Raw genomic sequence first — 17,396 nt, 5'->3', positions numbered from 1 at the left:
CGCCGACGGCCTCAGCAAGCTCACCGACGCCGACCTCGGCACGGTCGCCGGGCTCGGCCTGAAGAAGGTCATCGACTTCCGGGTGCCCGCCGAGGTGCAGTACGACGGGGCGGACCGGCTGCCCGCCGGGCTCTCCCCCACCTCCCGGCCCATCACCGACAACGGCCTGTTCACCCAGCTCCTCACCGCCATCGGCTCCAAGGACCCGGTCAAGCAGGAGGAGATGCTCGGCAACGGCAAGGCGGCCGCGTTCATGCGCGACGTCTACCGCACGTTCGTCACCGACTCCGGCAACCGCGCGCAGTTCGCGGCCACCCTGCGCGACGTCGCCGACAGCCGCTCGCCGCTGCTCTACCACTGCACCTCGGGCAAGGACCGCACCGGCTGGACCACGTATCTGCTGCTGCGCCTCGTGGGCGTGCCCGAGCGGACCGCGGCCGGGGACTACCTGGCCTCCAACACCTACCGGGCCGCGTACGACGCGAAGCTCCGCGAGGCGCTCAAGCAGGGCGGGCTGATGCAGAACCCGGACCTGATCATCCCGCTCCAGGAGGTCCGCGCGGACTACCTCGACACGGCGCTGGCGGAGGCCGCCCAGCGGTACGGCGGCTTCCAGGGCTATCTGACCAGGGGGCTCGGCCTGGACGCGGGCACGATCCTGAAGCTGCGCGGGCGCATGGTCGGCTAGCCGGCCGCGGGGGAAGCGATCCCGCGGGCCCGCGCCGCCGCGAGCCACGCGGGGAACTCCCCCACCATCCTGTCGTAGAGCTGGTCGTCCGCCACCGCCCGCGGGTCCTCCCCCGCGTGGAAGAAGCCCGCGTTGTCGACGGGGCGCTGGGCGGGGACGGCCAGTTCGTCGAGCTTGCGCAGATAGTCGAACTGCTTGCTCTTCGGGTCGCCGAAGCCGATGAACTGCCAGAACAGGGGCAGCTTCGCCGCCTTGCACAGATAGCGCTCGGCGGCGAGCTTGTTGATGGGACCCCCGTCGGTCTGGAAGAAGACGAGGGCGGGCGCGGTGGTGCCCCGGTCACGGCTGTCGACGTAGTGGTCGATGACGGCGTCCATCGCCAGGTGGTAGCTGGTCCTGCCCATGTGCCCGAGCCCGGCCACGATGTCGTCGATCCGGCCGCGGTGGTTGTCCAGCGCGATGTCCGTCACCGCGTCGACGTCCGTCGAGAAGAAGACGGTGGGCACGACCCCGTCGTCGTCCAGGTGCGCGGAGAGGCCGAGGACACGGTCGGCGAGGGCCTGGACGCTGCCGTCCTTGTAGTAGGGGCGCATGGAGCCGGAGTAGTCGACGACCAGGTAGACGGCCGCCCGCGCGCCCTCCAGGCCGTGTTTGCGCAGGGACACCCCGGCGCTCTTGTAGAGGCTGACCAGGGCCGGTGCCGAGTCCTCCACCTTGCGCAGACTGATCGCGGATCCCATGTGCCGCCCCGCCCTTCCACCTTGCACATATGACTGCTAGACACATGCCGACTCGGCACGTACCGACGTACGGAGGGTGGCATGAACTTCCGTGGGACGCGAGAAGTCTCGTACGGCCTGGACGGCAGGACCGTCCTGATCACGGGGGCGGGCCGCGGGCAGGGCGCGGCGGAGGCACGGCTCTTCGCGGCGGCCGGGGCGCGGGTCGTGGTGACGGACGTGCGGGAGGAGGAGGGCCGCGAGGTCGCCGGTTCCCTCGGCGGGCAGGGGGTGTTCGTACGGCATGACGTCACGGACGCGGAGAGCTGGGCGTCGGCCGTGGCGGGGGCTCTCGGTGCCTTCGGGCGGCTCGACGTCCTGGTGAACAATGCCGCGCTGTGGCGGACGGCGTCCGTGGAGGACGAGACGTACGAGAATTTCGAGGCCCTGGTCCGGGTCAATCTCCTGGGACCCTTCCTGGGCATCCAGGCGGTGCTGCCCGCGCTGAAGGAGGCGGGCGGCGGCTCGGTCGTGAACGTCTCGTCGACGGCGGGGCTGGTCGGCATCCCGGGGCACGCGGCCTACGGGTCGACGAAGTTCGGCCTGCGGGGGCTGACCCGCTCCTCCGCGCTGGACCTGGCGAAGTACCGGGTGCGGGTCAACTCCGTTCATCCGGGGGCGGTCGACACCCCGATGATCTCCGCCGCCTCCGCCGGGCGGGACTGGTCCCATCTGCCGCTGGGCAGGATGGGCCGCCCGGAGGAGGTCGGGGAGCTGGTGCTGTTCCTGGCGTCGGACGCGTCGTCGTACGTCACGGGGGCGGAGTTCACCGTGGACGGCGGGTCGACGACGGGATGACCGGCCGGTCGGCTCAGTGGCGGTCGGTCAGGTACACCGAGCGCAGCTTGAGGCGGTCCGTGGCGGGGTGCCCGTGCGGGCGCAGCGTCCAGGAGTCACCGGTGCAGTCCGGCTCGGTGAACACCATCACCCAGACGTCGGTGTCGTTGTGCGGGGCGAACGCGGGCTCGGAGGCGTCCGGGTCGGCGACCTCGGCGAGCGTGACGCAGCCGGGGCTCACCGGGTCGTGGAGGGTGACCGACTGCGGCGTGCCGTCGAGGCCGACGTACTTGTAGGAGAAGTCGCCGGTGGCGGCGCTCGCGGAGGTCGGCAGGGTGACGACGAGGGCGAGCGCGCCGAGAGCGGCTGCGACGGTGTGGCGAAGGCGCATTGATTCCGTTTCCGTACGTGCGCCGGGGTGGAACGTCCGGCGCCTGGGGTGGCCCAGCCCGTCGGGGGTCGACGGGCCCGGCTGCGCCCTCCCCCGTCGGCGGCCCGCGCATGCGCGCCGTCACCCGCGCGGGGCCGCCGAATCGATCCTGCCTCCGCCGTGTGGGCTACCGCCCGACCACCCGCCGCCCGCCTCCCGCCAGGCCCGGAGCTACGCCCCGGCCTGGTCCTGGAACGCGGGCAGCGCGAAGATCCGTGTCTTCGCGTCGTCGTCCATCAGCTCGACGAGCGGCATGACCAGTTCCCAGAGGTCCTGCTTGTCGACCTCCCGGGCCAGCGCGTCCAGATCAGGCTCGGGCAGCGCGCCCGCCGTGTCGGCGACGACCTTGCGGGACTCGGCGGGCAGGGCGTCCACGAGCGGCAGGAACTCCGCCCACAGGGCGGTGGCGACGACCGCGCGCACGACCCCGGCGAGCACGTCCGCGCCCCGCAGCGACGGCAGTTCGGCCACCGTGCGCCGCTCCTCCTCGCCCAGCAGCGCGACCAGCGGCAGCAGGGACTCCCACAGGTCCTGCGCCGCCACCGTCGTGACGAGGGAGTCGAGCCGGTCCTGCGGCTGCCCCGCGGTGAGCGAGGCGATGCGGCCGCGCTGCTCGCCGGTGACCATGCCGGCGACGGCGAGCGCCTCGGGCCACAGCCCTTCGGCGGACGCGGAGGCGATGACCGAGGCGAGCCGTTCCTCGCCCATCAACTCGATGATGTGGCCGAGCCGTTCGGGCACGTCGATCGCGAAGCCGGTCCTGAGGACGGCGGCGTCGTCGACCTGCGGCAGGATGCGGCGCAGCGCGGAGTCGGGGAGGTGGCCGACGAAGCGGCCCATCGTGAGGTGGTCGCCGCGCTCGGCGAGTGCGACGGCGATGCGGACGACCAGGTTCTCGTCGAGCCGGCCCACGATGCCCTCGATGCGGCGCGGGTCGAGGTGGGCGCAGGACCGGGCGGTGAACGACACCGGCAGCTTCTCGATGATGTCGGCGGCGCGCGCGGGTTCGAGCCGCCCCGCGACGGCGGCGGCCAGGCGCGGGCCGAGGGCCTTCTGGGAGATGGCGGCCGCGACTCCGGCGGGCACCAGTCTGGTGGCGGACGCGATCCGGTCGAGCATGTCGGGCGCCCGGTCGAAGAGGGCCGCGACGGTCTGGGTGCGGAAGCGGCGTACGTCCTCGACGGGCAGGCCCTGCAGGAAGGCGAGCGTGTCGGGTTCGACGTCGAGCAGGTGGGCGATCTTGAGGGCCTCGGCCCTGCCGCGCAGCTTGTCCATGCTGGCTCCTCGCTCGTCTCGGCTAGCGGAAGAGAATGCGGCGGACGGGGCCGCGGGCCAGGGCGGGCACGAGCTTCAGTGCCTCCTCGGCGGCTTCGTTCAGTCCGGCGGCCCGGCTCGCGCGCTGCCGCTCCAGTGCGTCGGCGAGCGCCGCCAGCTGCTGGGGCTCCAACTGCCCGAAGGATTCGGGTGGTTGGTCCCGCAGCTCGGCGCCGAGCCGCTCGTGCTGCTCCCGTGTTCCGGTGCTCACTTCGCCTCCCAGGGGTGACCCGCTGCGGGGTACGCGTCCAGAGAGTGGCGCCGAATTGACTTTTAGTCAATACACGTGGATGCGGAAGGCGGACGGGGAGGCGTCCGGGCGCCGTGACCCGGCACCCGGACGCCTCCCCGTGAACGGTCGGCCCTTGAACGTCAGCCCTTGACGGCACCCGCCGCCAGGCCCGAACCGAGCTTGCGGTGCACGATCACGAAGAAGATCATCACCGGCACGGTGACCAGCGTGGAGCTGGCCATGACCGGGCCCCAGGCCGTCGAGTTCTCACCGAAGAACTGGTAGATGCCGACGGCGGCCGTGTACTTGTCGCTGCCCTTCATGAACGTGTACGCGAACACGAACTCGTTCCACGCCGTGATGAAGGCGAAGATCGAGGTGGCGACGAGCCCCGGCGCGACCAGCGGGAGCAGCACCGACCAGAACATCCGCGGCCAGGACGCCCCGTCGATGTACGCGGCCTCCTCGACCTCCTTGGGCACGGTGGCGACGAAGCCGCGCAGCGTCCAGATGGCGAAGGGGAGCGAGAGGGCGATGTAGACGATGCTCAGGCCCAGCAGGGAGTTGAGCATGTCGTAGTCCCGCATCTGGATGAAGAGCGGGATGACGAGCGCCTCCAGCGGCACCATCTGCACGATCAGGATCATGATCAGCACGGAGGTGCGGAAGCGGAACTTGAACCGCGCCACCGCGATGGCGGCGAAGAGCGAGAGCAGCGCGGCCGCCACGATCGTGGCGAGGCCGACGACCGCCGAGTTCAGCAGGTACGTACCGAAGTTGCCCTTGTCGAAGACGAACTCGAAGTGTTCGAGGCTGATGCCGCTCGGCAGGACGTCCGAGCCGCGCAGCGACGCCTTCGGGTCGAGCGCCGTGGAGACCATCCAGTAGACCGGGAACAGGGTGAAGAGGAGCAGCCCGACGACCGCGGCCGGCAGGCCGATGCGCGAGGCGAGAGTGGTGCGGCGGGTGGTCACAGGTCCTCCTCCCCCTGTCGGAACAGCGTGCGGATGTAGACGACGGTGATGACCAGGAGCAGCACGGTCAGCAGGACCGCGGCCGCGGCGCCCGTGCCGTAGTCGTTCTTGGCGAAGGCCTGGATGTAGGAGAAGACGCCCAGGTTGTAGACCTCTTCGTTGGAGCCGTCGCCGCCTGGTTGCAGGTACACCTGGGTGAAGACCTTGAAGTCCCAGATCGTGGAGAGGATGGTCACCACGAGGAAGACGGGCTTGATGGTCGGCACGGTGATGTTCCAGAACCGCTGCCAGGCGTTGGCGCCGTCCAGCTCCCCGGCCTCGTAGAGCTCCTTGGGGATCGTCATGAGCCCCGCGAGGACGGTGATGGCCACGAACGGGAAGCCGTGGTGGACGACGTTGAGCGTGGCGATCGCGTAGAACGGGCCGCGCTCGGTGAACCAGTTGGTGGTCTCCGGGTCGATCAGGCCGACGGAGCCCGCGATCTGGCTGACCATGCCGTCCTGCGGCTGGAAGAGCCAGATCCATACGTATGTGCCCGTCACCGCCGGCATGGCCCAGGCGGCGAGGATCGCGATGGAGCAGATCATCCGCCAGGTGGCGCCGAGGCGGTTGAGCAGCAGCGCCACGAGGGTGCCGAGCGCGACGGTGAGGCCGACGCAGGCGAAGGCGAAGAAGACGGTGTTGGGCAGGACCGTCTTCCACAGCAGGCCGCTGGAGAGCAGGTCGCTGTAGTGGTCGAAGCCGGTGAACGTGCTGACGCCGCCGCCGAACTTGACCTCGTAGTCCTGCATGGAGAGCTTGCCGACCTGGATCAGCGGCCACAGCAGCAGGCCCGCGAGGACCACCAGGGAGGGCGCGAGGAGGAGCCAGGGGCGGGTGAGAGTGAGGAGTTTCTTGCGACGGCGGGCCGCTTCGGCCGCGCCGTCGGGCTTCCGGGGGCCGCGAGGGGCCGACGTCTTCGGCCCCTCGCTGACGAGCGTGTCTTTCACGGTAAGTCCTTCACAGTGCCGAACTCGCCCTTGTCTACTCGTCCTTGGCGAAGATCGCGTCCATGTCCTTGGCCGCCTTGTCCGCGGCTTCCTGCACGGACGCCTTGCCGGTCAGGATCGACTGGACCATGCCGGGAATGACCTTGGAGGCCTGGATCTCGCCGTACGACTTGGTCTTCGGGACGGTCGCGCCGGCCTCGAGCATCTGCTTGGCGAACGGCTCCACCAGCGGGTCCTTCTTCGCCTCGATCTTCTTCAGCTCGGAGTTCTGGCCGGGGAAGTAGTTGGTCTCCGCGGCCCACTTGGCGGCGAACTCACCGGTGGTCACCAGCTTCACGAACTCCCAGGCGAGGTCCTTCTTGTCCGTGTTGAACGTGGACAGGTAGGAGCCGCCGAGGAAGGACTTGCTCATGCCGCCGTTCTGGCCCGGGATCGGCACCGCGCCGAGCTTGCCCTTGAGGTCCGGGTTGGCGTCGACGATGGCCTTCGGTGTCCAGTTGCCGCCGATGGCCATGGCGATCTCGCCCTTGTTCCAGGCGTCGCCGACCTCCTTCTCGGTCCAGGTGTTCACCTTGGCCGGGGAGACCTTGTCCTTGGTGGCGAGACCCGTGTAGAACTCGATGCCCTTGACGGCCTCCGGCGAGTTGATGCCGGACTTCCACTTGCCGCCGGACTCGGTGGCGAGTTCACCGCCCGCGCCCCAGACGAAGGGGGCCGCGAACATCTCCGCGCCGCCCGCCACCGGGAAGGAGACGAGCTTCGGCTCCTTCTCCTTGAGCGTCTTGGCGGTCGTCTGGAGCTCCTTCCACGTGGTCGGGGGCTTCAGGTCGTGCTTCTCGAAGATGTCCTTGCGGTAGACGATCGAGCGGACGCCCGCGTACCAGGGCATGCCGTACTGCTTGCCGTCGAGCGTTCCCGCGTCCTTGAGGCCCGCGACGAGGTCGTCGTTGAGGCCCGACTTCTTCACCTCGTCGGTGACGTCGACCAGGGCGTCGGTCTCGGCGAACTGCGGCACCCAGGTGGTGCCGACCTCCGCCACGTCGGGCACCTGGTCCTCGCCGCCCTCGATGGCGGTCGTGAACTTCTTCTGGGCGCTGGCCCACTGCTGGTACTCGACCTTGATCTTGGCGCCGGTCTTCTTGTGGAAGGCCTTCTCGGCCTCCGCGAAGAAGGGCCGCGCGTCGGGGTTGGTCCCCTCCATGATCCACACGGTGAGGGTCTTGCCCTTGCCGTCGGTGGCCTTGTCGCCCGAGTCGCCGTCATCCCCACCGCACGCCGTGGCGGTCAGTCCGAGACTCATGGCGATACAACCAGCGGCGATGACACGTCGATTCATGCCGGCCCCCTCCAGGTTCCGATTGGTGGGAGCGATTGTGGTCACACCTGACCTAGGCGGTCTAGACCCATTGGTATAAGCGGCCGAACCGTAATGAGGGTTGCGACTGACGCAACATACGCTCATACCATTGCGCCCCATGCAACGCATCCGTTGCATGGGGCGTCGTTTTCGGAAGATCTGTCCGGCTACGGCATGTCGATCGACGCGCTGGAGGCCAGAACGGCCTGGTGGAGGTTGTGCACCCAGGGCGAGGTCTCCAGACCGAGGTCCCGCCGCAGGGCGCGGTGCAGCTGCTGCAGGACGTCGAGCGCCTGCACCCGCCGCCCGGAGCGGTAGAGGGCGAGGGTCAGCTTGGCGTGCAGGTGCTCGCGCGTCGGGTGCTCGACCGCCAAGGCACTGAGCTCCCCGATGAGTTCACGGTGCCGGCCGAGGCGCAGATCGGCGTCGATCCGGTGCTCCTGGGCCGTGACCCGCTCCTCCTCCAGATGGACGACGTGCCGACGCAGCACCGGCCCGTGCCGCACGTCCGCGAGCGCGGGGCCCCGCCACAGGTTCAGGGCCTCGGCCAGCAGATCGGAGGCCTTGCGGTCGTCCGTCTTGAGGAGTTCCTTGCCGGTCCGCAGGAGTCCGGTGAACTTCTCGGTGTCCAGATCACCGGGACGCGTGACGAACAGATAGCCGCCGTCCCGGGTCTCCAGGATGTTCCGCGCGGCCGGCAGGCTGCCCACTCCGGGCACGCTCTTGAGGGCGTGCCGGAGCTGGAGTATGTGGGACTGGAGCGTGGCGCGGGCGGCGTCCGGCGGATCCTCGCCCCAGAGCTCGTTGACGCAGGTCTGGATGGGGACCACTCGGTTGGAATTGAGCAGGAGCAGGGCGAGCAATTGACGTTGTTTTGGTGCCGTAGGAATGTATGACTTACCCCCGTCATTCATTTCCAGCGATCCGAGAACCTGGAATTGCATTGCCAACACACCCTTCGTCAGGCCCGCCCACATCCCCCAGGGGCGGGACCCTTGCACACTGAATTCTGACAGAAAACAGAAGCAGCGGGTCAATTCCCGACAGGACTTTCACATATGAGTTTTGTGAAACGTCCGCGGTGAAATACGAGCGGAGCATTCCGCTCCGCCGCGTCACCGTCCACCGTCTCGGCGACGACGAGTTCGTGGTCCCCGGCCGCGTGTACGGCCGAAACGCGGCAGTCCAGCCAGGCGAGGGCGTCGCCGGGCACCGGGTGACCGGCGGGGGTGCGGGCCCACTCCCGCCCGGAGAAGCGCTCCGCGCCGGGGGTGCTGAACGACCGGCAGAGCTCCTCGTGCTGTTCCCCGAGGATGGAGACGGCGAATGCGTCGGACCGCAGGAGGGCGGTCAGGGTCGGCGACCCCGTGCGCACACAGAGGGAAATGAGCGGAGGTTCGAGCGAGACCGAGGTGAAGGAATTCACGGCCATGCCCATGGGAACACCGCGCGGCGGCTGCAGAGTGAGCAGCACCACTCCCGTGGCAAACCGCCCGAGTATGTCGCGGAAAGGATGCTTCTCCAACATCGGCCGTCCTTCCTAACGGTTCGTCGTACTCGCACCGAGTTCGGCGGCGAACCCCTCGCGCCAGCTCGCGCGGGACGGCTGCCAGCCGAGTCCGCGGGCGGCCAGGCCGTTGTCCGCACCCTGGAGTTCGTTCATGAAGGCCACGCCGTAGGACCCGATCATCGGGCGCACCAGCCACACGGGGACGCGCATCGGCGCCTTCGCGCCGAGCACGCGCGAGAGCTCCGGCAGCCAGGTCGACACCGGCGCCGGGTCGTCGTCGACGATGTTGTACGTGGCGCCGCGCACCACGTCCTGATCGCCTTCCAGGGCCTTGAGGACGGCGGCGGCCGCGTCCTGGGCGTGGACGAAGGAGAAGACGGCGTTGCCCTCGCCGACCAGCGGCAGCATCCGCTTGCGGACCTGCTGGGTGAAGTTCCCGTCGCGGTCGAAGGCGGAACCGGGTCCGTACAGGTGACCGAAGCGCAGGACGGTGCCGCCCTCACCGGTCGTGCGCTCCTCCAGTTCCCGCAACGCCGTGACGACGGGCCGGAATTGCTCCGGTCCCGTCGTCCACAGGGGGGACGTCTCGTCCCGCAGACCGCCGTCGGGGGCGGGCCGGTACCCGAAGGCGACGCTCTCGCCCACCATGCGCTGGACGCCCGCCGCCTTGGCCGCCTCGACGAGGTTGCGGGTGCCCCGGGTGCGCAGCAGGTTCGTCGCGGCGAAGTCCCGGTCGAGGCGGCGGGAGTCGACCTTCCTGGGGATCGCCGTGAGGAGGTTCACGACCGCCTCGGGCTCGGCCCGCACGACCGCCGCGGACAGCCCGTCCGCGTCCAGGGCGTCGGCGCGGACCGCCCGCACCCCGCTGCCCGACGCGGCGGCGCGCTCCGGATTGCGGGCGAGAGCGATCACCTCGTGCCCCTTGTCCGCCAGCAGACCGGTCAGCTGTCGGCCGATGACACCAGTGGCACCGGCGACCAGAACGCGCATGTCTCTCTCCTTGACTTCGTCGACGTGAAGCGCAGGAGAGCAGCACCGACCCTGAGTGGCTCTCCCCCGTACGGCTGCTCGCCGGGCTCGGTTCGCGGCCCCGGCGACCTCGGCACGCACCGGCCGACAGCCCTTCGATTTGCTTCACAGTAGCCAAGCCCGACCGATGCTCACAGGTTCGTGTCACTGTTTCAGCCAGAGTCCACGCAGGCACAAGCGAAACTAAAGGATCCACCCAAGGGGCCGTGCCAGGGCGGTGAACGACTGTTCGTACCGCCCGTGACGAGCCGTCACGACCCGCTGCGCGCATGCCTTCCGCGTTCCGTGAGCGAGGCCCCGCGCCCCCGCTCACCAGTCAGGGAGCGGGCTCCGCGCGGCCGCGGAGCCCGCTCGGGCGTTGCTCCAGCAATCCTTCAGTGAACGCACAAGCACTCTGCAGCCGCCCTGGATGTGCGTGGTGCAGCATCGGCACATCCCACGGAGACACGGAGCCCTGGAGGACGTGTGTCAGCCAAAGACGAAGTGTTGCGGAGCGTGACCGGACACATCGAGGCGATCAGACCGACGTTGCGACGCGACGCGATCACCCCCGGCGCCTCCCTCGCCGCCGACCTCGGCCTGGACTCGATGGATCTCGTGGAACTCGCCGCGCGCATCGCCGCCGACCGCCCCGCCTTCGACATGAACGCGTGGCTGTCCGAGGCGAGCGCCCCCGGCATGGACTCCCTGGGCTCGCTCGTCGCGGCCCTGGAGAGGCAATCCGAGTCCCGACCCGATGCGAAGCAGGTGTGAGAGCCATGACCGCCGGACACGTCCGTTCCAGCGCTGTCGACATCGCACGCGAGCTCGCGCCGTCACTGGCCGACCGCGCCGCGGAGCACGACCGCGAAAGCAGCTTCCCGCACGAGAACTTCGACAAGCTGGTCTCCAGCGGTTACACCGCGCTGACCGTGCCCAAGGAACACGGCGGCGGGGGCATCACCCTGGAAGAGCTGTGCCGGGCCCAGGAGATCCTGGCCGGCGCGTGCTCCTCCACCGCCTTCGCCGTGAACATGCACATCCACGGCCTCGCCATGATCGCCGCGATGGACCAGGAGGACCAGCACGCCTGGGCGTACCAGGCCGTGGTCCAGGACGGCGCCGTCATCGCCGGCGGGTTCAGCGAGCCGGGCATCGGGGGCAACTGGTGGCACCCGACGACCGCCGCCACGCCGGTCGACGGCGGTTATCTGCTCAACGGCCGCAAGGGCTTCTTCACCGGCTTCCCCGCCGCCACGCTGCTCTTCGTCTCGGCGGCCGACACGGACGACCGGGGACGTCCGAAGCCGCTCGGCTTCCTCCTGCCGCGCCCCGAGAAGGGCGTGGAGGTCATCGCCGAGTGGGACGCGGCGGGCATGCGGGCCACCGGCAGCCACGCGCTGGAACTGAAGGACCTGTACGCCGACAGCCGTTACCTCATCGGTGACGCGGGTCAGCTGCCGCTGATGTTCATGCGCGGCGTGCACTGGGCGTGGTGCAGCTTCGCCTCCGTCTTCCTCGGCACCGCCCAGGCGGCGCTCGACTACGTCGCCGCCGCCCAGCGGGAGCGCAGGCTCGCGGTCCTCGACCGCACCATCGCCCACCTGCCGGGCGTGCAGTTCCGCGTGGCGGACATGGCGACGAAGCTCGCGGCGGCCCGCGCGCACCTGTACGCGGCCGTCCGGGCCGACCACTCGGTGGATGTGGACCCGCTGGGCCATTACATCGAGATGAGCGTGATGAAGAACGCCGTCTGCAAGCTCGCCCACGAGGTCGTCACGCTGGCGCTGCAGGTGCAGGGCGGCTCCGCGCTGAGCTCGAGGAACCCGCTCCAGCGCATGTACCGCGACGTGGTGGCCGGGCTCCTGGTGCCGCCCAACTCGGATCTGACCGCGGAGTGGGCGGGCAAGCAGTCCCTCGGCGTGCCGGTCCTCGACGAGCCCCGGTGGGGCGGGTGAGCCCGTCGGCGCGTCGTACCGCGGTGCGACGGGCCCTGCCGACGCCGCTCGCCCGGCTGCGCAACCTGGTCACCTTCGACATCACGCGGCTCTACGAGACGCTCGCCGCCGACCACGGCGACCGGCCGCTGCTCGTTCCGCCCACCCCGCTGGAGTACCCGGGGTACGACACCGCAGAATTGACGGGGCGTCAACTGCGGGACGTGGGGCACCGGATCGCCAACGCGCTGCGGGCGGCGGGCGTCACCACCAACACCCGCGTGGTCATCGTCAAGCGGGACCACCCGGACTACCTGCTCTACCTCTACTCGGCGATCGCGGCCGGCGCCGTACCGGTCAGCGTCAGCCCCGGCACCGGCTGGGCGTACGCGGCGGCGGTGGCGGAGCGGGCCGGGGCGCGTTTCCTGCTCTCCGACGCCGAGACCCTCGGGGCGCCCGGCGGCGCCGAGCACGTGGGCCGCATGCTCGACGAGGGCACCACCGTGCTCGCCGTCGGCACACCGTCCGGCACGGACGACGACGCCTGGTGGGCCGGGCGCGAGGGCGTCGTCGACTTCGTGGACGCCGTCACCGCGGCCCCCACGACGGCCCCGCCACGGCGGCGGATCGGCAAGGACACACCGCTCGCGCTGTTCCACACCTCGGGGACCACCGGGTCGCCCAAGCTCTGCATCTGGAGCCGCCGCAACACGTACCGCATCTGGAAGCCGATGATGCCGCTGCTGCCGGTGGGCAGCGGATCACGGGCCATGCTCGGGGTGCCCTTCTCGCACCAGATCGCGTTCGCCCTGGGCACGGCCGTGCTGCTGTGCGGTGCGCGGATGAGCACGGCCTCCCTGTACGACCCCCGCGCGGCGCTGCGCAGGATCGAGGAGGAGCGGATCAGCTGCGTCATGGCCTTCCCGCACCTCTACATGCGCATGGCGGGCGAGGACCTGGACGCCTACGACCTCAGCTCCATGAAGGTGTGGGCCGTCGGCGCCGACAAGGCGCACGCCGCGCACATCGCCGCGCTGACCCGGCACGGTTCGCTGCGGCTGCCCGGGCGGCCGCGAGGCTCGGTCTTCCTCGACTCCTACGGCTCCACGGAGATCGGCGCGGGCGGGATCATGCAGGTCTGGCTCCCCGGCGACGTGCCCGAGCCGTGCGTCCAGGGCAAGCCCATGCCCACGCAGTTCGGCGTGCGCATCGTCGACGAACGGTGGCAGCCGGTGCCGGACGGCACCCCGGGACGCATCCTGGTGCGCAGCACCTCGCACTTCGACGGGTACTGGGACGACCACACCCGCTGGGCCGAGTCCCGGATCGACGGCTGGTGGTGGGGCGGCGACGTCGGCCGCCTCGACGGCAAGGGCCGGCTCGTCTTCCTGGACCGCGAGGCGGACTCGGTCCGCACCGGGGCGGGTGTGCTGTACGGCCTGCCCGTGGAGGAGCGGCTGCTGAGCCATCCGCGCGCCCTGGAGGCGGCGGTCTTCTCCGCCGCCACCGACCCGCACACCGGAATCGGGCGCGCCGAGGCCTGGGTGGCGCCCAAGGGCGTACTCACCCGTGCCGACCTGGCCGCCCTCGACGAGTCGGACCGGCTCGTCCTGGAGAAGGAACTGCTCGCCCTGGCGGGCGACACGGGAGAACGACCGGGCCTGACCGCGGTACGCGTGGTCGCCCTCGAACAGATCCCCGTCGGCGTCACCGGCAAGGTCCTCAAGCGCCGGCTGCGCGAGCTCACGGCCGGCGGGGACGAGCTCACGTCCACAGAGAAAGGCAACAGCACCGATGACTGATCAGTCGCGTGAAACCGAGTGGGAGCGGCTGCGCACGGCCGCCCGGGAGCTGGCCGTCACCTTCGAGGAGCGCAGCCTCGCCCACTACGAGAGCGGCTCGTTCGTGGCCGACAACATCAAGGATCTGGTGGCGTCCGGCATCACCGCCATGAATGTCCCCGCCAAGCACGGGGGCTTCGAGGGCACGCTCGCCGAGAACGTGGAGATCCTCAAGACCATCGCGAAGGGCTGCGGTTCGACCGCGTTCACGCTCTCCATCCACGCGGTGCTCACCGGTTCGCTGCGCGGCGAGGTCGACTCGGAGGTCAGCGCCCGGCTCAGCACCGCCCTCCTGGACGGCGCCTTCGTGGTGGGCCCGTTCACCGACGAGAACTCCGGCAGCAACTGGGTGCTGCCCTCGACGACGGCCAAGCGCGACGCCGACGAGTTCGTCATCGACGGGATCAAGCACTTCTCGACGGGGTGCGAGGCGGCCACCCACATGGTGATCACCGCCGGCCTCGACGACGACCACCTGGAGCCGCCGTTCAACCTGGCCGCCTTCCTGGTGCCCACGGGCGACACCGACAAGATCACCGTCAAGCATCCGTGGACCGGTTTCGCGATGCCGATGACGGGCTCGCACTCGCTCTCCATCGAAGGGGTGCGGGTCTCGCAGGACGACATGCTGCTGCCCGAGGGCCTCACCCCGCTGTACGTCATGTCCCGCCAGCAGTGGGGCAGTTACTGCTTCACCGCGGTCTTCCTCGGCCTGGCCCAGCGGGCGTACGAGATCGCCGTGCAGACCACCGTCGGGCGCTCCAACAACGCGGTGGGCGACCTCGCGAAGCTGCCCGGCATCCAGTTCGCCGTCGCCAGGATGCGCTCCTCGCTCGCCACCATGGAGGCGCTGCTCGACGAGTACGCCACCGAGCACGTCGACCCCGGCGACGACCTGCCCGCGTTCGTCGCCGACACCTGTGTGCCGAAGTACTTCGTCACCAACGAGGCCGAGCACGTCGTCGCCACCGCCTTCGAGGTCATCGGCGGCAGCGGCATCCGCAAGGGCGGCCGGATCGGGCAGATCTGGCGGGACATCAAGGCAGGGCCGCTGCTGCCGCTGACCAACGACCTGTGCCGCGAGTACATCGGCAAGACCGCCCTCGGCATCGACCCGCTCGCCACGCCGAGGTGGGTGTGAATGGGCACCGTCGCGACCGCACCCGCCATCGACAACGAGTACTACGACGAGGTCGGCGAGGCCTGGTGGGACAGTGAGGGGCCCTTCCGTGCCCTGCACGAGATGAACCCGGTCCGCCTCGGCCACTTCCACGAGACGCTGGGCGGCCACTACCCGGACCGGGCGCCGGGAGACCTGCGCGTGCTGGACCTCGGCTGCGGCGGTGGGCTCCTCAGCGAGGGGCTGGCCCGCCGGGGCTACCGCGTGACGGGCATCGACATCTCCGAGCCCTCCCTCGCGGTGGCCCGGGCCCACGCGGCCCGGCACGGCGTGGAGGTGGAGTACCGCAGCGGTTCCGCGTACGCGCTGCCCTGCCCCGACGCCTCCTTCGACGCGGTCACCGCCTCCGACATCTTCGAGCACCTCGACGATCTGGAGCAGGCGCTCGCCGAGATCCACCGGGTGCTGAAGCCGGGCGGCACGGTGCTCTTCGACACCATCAACCGCACGGCGCGCAGCTATCTGGTCTCGATCCTGCTGGCCCAACGCCTGCTGAAGGTGGTCCACCCCGGCACCCACGTCTGGCGGATGTTCATCCGGCCCGCGACGCTGCGCCGCAAGTTCGGGGCCGCCGGGCTGCGGCCCGCCTCGGTCGCGGGCATGGTGCCGGCCCGGCCGTTGCCCGGCGTGCTGCTGTCGCTGCTGCGCGGCCGCGGGCTCGGCGGCTTCGCCATCGCGGACGACCTGTCCAACAGCTACATCGGGCACGCCGTCAAGGGGCGCCCGCTCCACGAGAACCGCACCACAACGGGAGGACACTGATGGTCTGGATACGCGCAGCGAGCAAGCACGGCGACACGGTCCGCGCGGACCTCGACCGGCTGCGGACCTTCCTCGCCGATGTCGGCGCCTCGGGACCGCTGATGCCCAGCGTCGTCGGGCTCCGGGACGAGGGCGAGGGGATCTTCCGCTACGAGCTGGAGGAGTTCGACAACGGTGCCGTCAGCCTCGCCCCCCGCTACCAGGTCCGCTTCGACGCCTCGGATCCCACGCAGATCAGCTGGGAGCCGTACGGGGAGCACTCCTTCAAGTCGTGGGGCGTCTTCCGCACCTCGGCCGGCGTGGACGGGGAGTCCCAGTTGGAGATCGAGACGCGCAGCGAGATCGACGTGCCCGTGGCGGCGGTCATGGCCGTCCTCGTGGAGCCGTTCGCCCAGTCCTCCATGGACGAGGTGACGGAGGGGTTCCTGGCGGCGCTGAAGCGGCACGCGGAATCCTGGAACGGGCCGGAGGACGCGTGATGTCCCCCACCGCGGGCGCCCGCATCCTGGGGCTCAGCACCGCCCACCCCGGCCTGCCCCTTCCCCAGGACGAGTTGTACGAGACCTTCTACGCCGACTTCTACCGCGAGGTGCCCGACGCGGAGCAGATCTTCAAGGCCACTCAGGTCCGGACCCGGCACATGGCCTGGGACCCCCGCGAGCACTTCGCGGGCCGCACCGCGCCGAGCATGTCGGAGCGCATGCGGGGCTGGGAGGAGAACGTCCTGGCGCTGGGCGCGGAGACGGTGGGCTCGGTCCTCAAGGGGGTCGACACCGCCGACGTCGGCTCCTTCACCATGGCCAGCTGCACCGGGTACGCGGGCCCCACCCCGGAGATGCTCCTCGCCAAGGAGTTCGGCCTGCCGGTCCACCTGCGGCGCACCTTCGTCGGGCACATGGGCTGCTACGCGGCGTTCAACGCCCTGAAGGTGGGCCTGGACTCGGTGACGGCCCGCCCCGACGAGCTCGCCGTGGTGAGCTGCTGCGAGATCTGCTCGCTGCACGTCCGGCCGGAGATGACGAAGGAACAGGTCGTGGTGCACGGCCTGTTCGCCGACGGCGCCGCCGCGGTGCTGCTCGGGCCGGACGACGGCCGGGGACCGGCGGTCCTGCGCACCCACACCGAGACGCACTACGCGACCTCCGAGGCCATGACGTGGCGGGTGCAGGACGACGGCTTCCGGATGACCCTGTCCCCCTACGTCCCGGCGATCCTGTCGGGAGCCGTCGAGTCCTTCGTGGAAAACCTGCTGCGGCCGATGGGGTTGAGCCGGCAGGACGTGCGGCATTGGGGCGTCCACCCCGGCGGCCCCAAGATCATCGACCTGGTCGGGGCGCGCCTCGGGCTCACCGACGCCCAGCTCGCCGCGTCCCGGCACATCCTGGCGAGCCGTGGCAACTGCTCGTCGTCGACCATCCTGCTCATCCTCGAACAGCTGCTGGCGGGTACGCACGACGCGGTGCCCCGCCCCGGCGAGTTCGGCGTGCTGATGGCGTTCGGCCCGGGTCTGACCATGGAGTCGGCCCTGGTCCGCTTCTGACGCACTGCTGACGCGCTTTGACGCACTCTGACGCGCTTCTGTGTGGCGCGGCACGTCCCGCCGCCGCTCGCCCGAGCA

Annotated in this window: 19 protein-coding genes; 9 read left to right on the top strand and 10 right to left on the bottom strand. The window is 70.3% G+C overall.

Annotation, left to right across the window (positions count from 1 at the left end; genetic code table 11):
- Positions 1–688 (top strand): tyrosine-protein phosphatase (locus AOK03_RS13315; RefSeq protein WP_055565443.1); only part of this gene is annotated, 688 nt, incomplete at its 5' end.
- On the opposite strand, the gene AOK03_RS13310 is transcribed toward AOK03_RS13315, so the two are convergent.
- Positions 685–1,428, bottom strand: a complete 744-nt coding sequence (locus AOK03_RS13310; protein ID WP_055565442.1) for a VWA domain-containing protein — start codon at positions 1,426–1,428, stop codon at positions 685–687. The two genes, AOK03_RS13315 and AOK03_RS13310, sit on opposite strands and share 4 nt — an antisense overlap.
- A gap of 81 nt (positions 1,429–1,509) precedes the next feature.
- On the opposite strand from AOK03_RS13310, the gene AOK03_RS13305 reads away from it, so the two are divergent.
- Complete coding sequence (locus tag AOK03_RS13305) at positions 1,510–2,265, top strand: SDR family NAD(P)-dependent oxidoreductase (RefSeq protein WP_055565441.1); 756 nt, start codon at positions 1,510–1,512, stop codon at positions 2,263–2,265.
- 13 nt (positions 2,266–2,278) lie between these two features.
- Here AOK03_RS13305 and AOK03_RS43970 read toward each other — a convergent pair whose 3' ends face one another.
- The 9 genes from AOK03_RS43970 to AOK03_RS13260 all read right to left on the bottom strand — a co-directional run bounded on the left by AOK03_RS43970 (position 2,279) and on the right by AOK03_RS13260 (position 10,040).
- Positions 2,279–2,635, bottom strand: a complete 357-nt coding sequence (locus tag AOK03_RS43970) for a hypothetical protein (RefSeq protein ID WP_055565440.1) — start codon at positions 2,633–2,635, stop codon at positions 2,279–2,281.
- A gap of 210 nt (positions 2,636–2,845) precedes the next feature.
- Positions 2,846–3,949, bottom strand: coding sequence for a hypothetical protein (locus tag AOK03_RS13295; RefSeq protein WP_055565439.1), 1,104 nt, complete (start codon positions 3,947–3,949; stop codon positions 2,846–2,848).
- A gap of 22 nt (positions 3,950–3,971) precedes the next feature.
- Positions 3,972–4,199 carry a hypothetical protein gene (locus AOK03_RS13290; RefSeq protein WP_055565438.1) on the bottom strand — a complete coding sequence of 76 codons (228 nt, stop codon included), beginning with the start codon at positions 4,197–4,199 and terminating at the stop codon, positions 3,972–3,974.
- 161 nt (positions 4,200–4,360) lie between these two features.
- The gene (locus tag AOK03_RS13285) at positions 4,361–5,194 is read right to left on the bottom strand and encodes a carbohydrate ABC transporter permease (RefSeq protein WP_055565437.1); all 834 of its coding nucleotides are present in this window, start codon (positions 5,192–5,194) and stop codon (positions 4,361–4,363) included.
- Positions 5,191–6,183, bottom strand: a complete 993-nt coding sequence (locus tag AOK03_RS13280) for a carbohydrate ABC transporter permease (protein ID WP_055565436.1) — start codon at positions 6,181–6,183, stop codon at positions 5,191–5,193. Before AOK03_RS13280 ends, AOK03_RS13285 begins: the two co-directional genes overlap by 4 nt.
- 34 nt (positions 6,184–6,217) lie before the next feature.
- The gene (locus AOK03_RS13275; protein WP_055565435.1) at positions 6,218–7,519 is read right to left on the bottom strand and encodes a sugar ABC transporter substrate-binding protein; all 1,302 of its coding nucleotides are present in this window, start codon (positions 7,517–7,519) and stop codon (positions 6,218–6,220) included.
- A gap of 188 nt (positions 7,520–7,707) precedes the next feature.
- Entirely contained in the window at positions 7,708–8,454 is a 747-nt protein-coding gene (locus AOK03_RS13270) for an AfsR/SARP family transcriptional regulator (protein ID WP_279616318.1), read from the bottom strand.
- Between the two features lie 119 nt (positions 8,455–8,573).
- Positions 8,574–9,068: a flavin reductase family protein gene (locus AOK03_RS13265; RefSeq protein ID WP_055565433.1), complete on the bottom strand. Its 495-nt coding sequence runs from the start codon at positions 9,066–9,068 to the stop codon at positions 8,574–8,576.
- Between the two features lie 12 nt (positions 9,069–9,080).
- A complete protein-coding gene (locus tag AOK03_RS13260) occupies positions 9,081–10,040 on the bottom strand; it encodes an NAD-dependent epimerase/dehydratase family protein (protein ID WP_055565432.1) in 960 nt (319 codons plus the stop codon).
- A gap of 534 nt (positions 10,041–10,574) precedes the next feature.
- Here AOK03_RS13260 and AOK03_RS41835 point away from each other — a divergent pair.
- Genes AOK03_RS41835 through AOK03_RS13225 form a run of 7 tightly spaced genes read left to right on the top strand, consistent with a single transcriptional unit; the run spans position 10,575 to position 17,318 of the window.
- Positions 10,575–10,832, top strand: a complete 258-nt coding sequence (locus AOK03_RS41835; protein WP_055565431.1) for an acyl carrier protein — start codon at positions 10,575–10,577, stop codon at positions 10,830–10,832.
- A gap of 5 nt (positions 10,833–10,837) precedes the next feature.
- Positions 10,838–12,016 carry an acyl-CoA dehydrogenase family protein gene (locus tag AOK03_RS13250; protein ID WP_055565430.1) on the top strand — a complete coding sequence of 393 codons (1,179 nt, stop codon included), beginning with the start codon at positions 10,838–10,840 and terminating at the stop codon, positions 12,014–12,016.
- A gap of 23 nt (positions 12,017–12,039) precedes the next feature.
- Positions 12,040–13,797: a class I adenylate-forming enzyme family protein gene (locus tag AOK03_RS13245; protein WP_157868934.1), complete on the top strand. Its 1,758-nt coding sequence runs from the start codon at positions 12,040–12,042 to the stop codon at positions 13,795–13,797.
- Complete coding sequence (locus tag AOK03_RS13240) at positions 13,790–14,977, top strand: acyl-CoA dehydrogenase family protein (RefSeq protein WP_055565428.1); 1,188 nt, start codon at positions 13,790–13,792, stop codon at positions 14,975–14,977. Before AOK03_RS13245 ends, AOK03_RS13240 begins: the two co-directional genes overlap by 8 nt.
- The gene (ubiG, locus tag AOK03_RS13235) at positions 14,978–15,778 is read left to right on the top strand and encodes a bifunctional 2-polyprenyl-6-hydroxyphenol methylase/3-demethylubiquinol 3-O-methyltransferase UbiG (protein WP_055565427.1); all 801 of its coding nucleotides are present in this window, start codon (positions 14,978–14,980) and stop codon (positions 15,776–15,778) included.
- The gene (locus AOK03_RS13230) at positions 15,778–16,257 is read left to right on the top strand and encodes a hypothetical protein (protein WP_055565426.1); all 480 of its coding nucleotides are present in this window, start codon (positions 15,778–15,780) and stop codon (positions 16,255–16,257) included. The genes ubiG and AOK03_RS13230 overlap by 1 nt, the downstream gene beginning before the upstream one ends.
- The gene (locus AOK03_RS13225) at positions 16,257–17,318 is read left to right on the top strand and encodes a type III polyketide synthase (RefSeq protein ID WP_055565425.1); all 1,062 of its coding nucleotides are present in this window, start codon (positions 16,257–16,259) and stop codon (positions 17,316–17,318) included. Before AOK03_RS13230 ends, AOK03_RS13225 begins: the two co-directional genes overlap by 1 nt.
- Positions 17,319–17,396: the final 78 nt, after the last annotated feature.

The sequence above is a fragment of the Streptomyces atriruber genome (assembly GCF_001418325.1).
In the GTDB taxonomy this organism is placed as follows: Bacteria; Actinomycetota; Actinomycetes; order Streptomycetales; family Streptomycetaceae; genus Streptomyces; species Streptomyces atriruber.
Note: the sequence above shows the minus strand (reverse complement) of the source record. Positions and strands in the feature narration are given on the sequence as shown.

Bases quoted from the DNA above. Each gene is read 5' to 3' on its own strand.
- AOK03_RS13265 (WP_055565433.1), bottom strand. From the start codon at position 9,068: ATGTTGGAGAAGCATCCTTTCCGCGACATACTCGGGCGGTTTGCCACG.
- AOK03_RS13260 (WP_055565432.1), bottom strand. From the start codon at position 10,040: ATGCGCGTTCTGGTCGCCGGTGCCACTGGTGTCATCGGCCGACAGCTG.
- AOK03_RS13270 (WP_279616318.1), bottom strand. From the start codon at position 8,454: ATGAATGACGGGGGTAAGTCATACATTCCTACGGCACCAAAACAACGT.
- AOK03_RS13305 (WP_055565441.1), top strand. From the start codon at position 1,510: ATGAACTTCCGTGGGACGCGAGAAGTCTCGTACGGCCTGGACGGCAGG.
- AOK03_RS13295 (WP_055565439.1), bottom strand. From the start codon at position 3,949: ATGGACAAGCTGCGCGGCAGGGCCGAGGCCCTCAAGATCGCCCACCTG.
- AOK03_RS13250 (WP_055565430.1), top strand. From the start codon at position 10,838: ATGACCGCCGGACACGTCCGTTCCAGCGCTGTCGACATCGCACGCGAG.
- AOK03_RS13225 (WP_055565425.1), top strand. From the start codon at position 16,257: ATGTCCCCCACCGCGGGCGCCCGCATCCTGGGGCTCAGCACCGCCCAC.
- AOK03_RS43970 (WP_055565440.1), bottom strand. From the start codon at position 2,635: ATGCGCCTTCGCCACACCGTCGCAGCCGCTCTCGGCGCGCTCGCCCTC.
- AOK03_RS13240 (WP_055565428.1), top strand. From the start codon at position 13,790: ATGACTGATCAGTCGCGTGAAACCGAGTGGGAGCGGCTGCGCACGGCC.
- ubiG (WP_055565427.1), top strand. From the start codon at position 14,978: ATGGGCACCGTCGCGACCGCACCCGCCATCGACAACGAGTACTACGAC.
- AOK03_RS13230 (WP_055565426.1), top strand. From the start codon at position 15,778: ATGGTCTGGATACGCGCAGCGAGCAAGCACGGCGACACGGTCCGCGCG.
- AOK03_RS13310 (WP_055565442.1), bottom strand. From the start codon at position 1,428: ATGGGATCCGCGATCAGTCTGCGCAAGGTGGAGGACTCGGCACCGGCC.
- AOK03_RS13275 (WP_055565435.1), bottom strand. From the start codon at position 7,519: ATGAATCGACGTGTCATCGCCGCTGGTTGTATCGCCATGAGTCTCGGA.